The organism is Salinimicrobium oceani (genome assembly GCF_012037645.1).
On record NZ_JAAVJR010000704.1, the window covers coordinates 1 to 433 of the forward strand.

Annotated in this window: 1 protein-coding gene; it reads right to left on the reverse strand. The window is 45.3% G+C overall.

The genetic code is table 11. The features are described 5' to 3' along the window. A partial coding sequence (locus tag HC175_RS18975) for an aminotransferase class I/II-fold pyridoxal phosphate-dependent enzyme (RefSeq protein ID WP_168139738.1) occupies positions 1-433 on the reverse strand: 433 nt, incomplete at both ends.

The window sequence follows — 433 nt, forward strand, 5'->3', positions numbered from 1 at the left end:
TAAGCAGGATCACATCTGTCCCTTCCAAAAGCTGCTCCAGCTGCTGCATTTTAGCTTTACTGAATACATTTCCCCCGGGATTATGCGGTGTATTGATGATGATCATCCTGGTTTTCCCATTGATCTTTTGTTTTATCTCCTCAAAATCCAGGTCATAGTTCTTCCCCTTTAACTGTACCGGCACCGGCACTCCTCCATTCAATTCTATAGCCGGTTCATAGGAGTCATAGGCGGGTTTAAGAACATTCACCTCATCTCCCGGATTTACAAAAGCTGTGATGGCAAGGAATAGCGCCTGCGTAGCACCATTGGTCACTGTGATCTCTGAGTCTTTATCATATTTTTCCCCGTGCAGCGATTCAATCTTTTTTACGATTTGTTCCCGCAGGGGAGCAATACCCGCCAGGGGAGCATATTGATTATAGCCTTCATT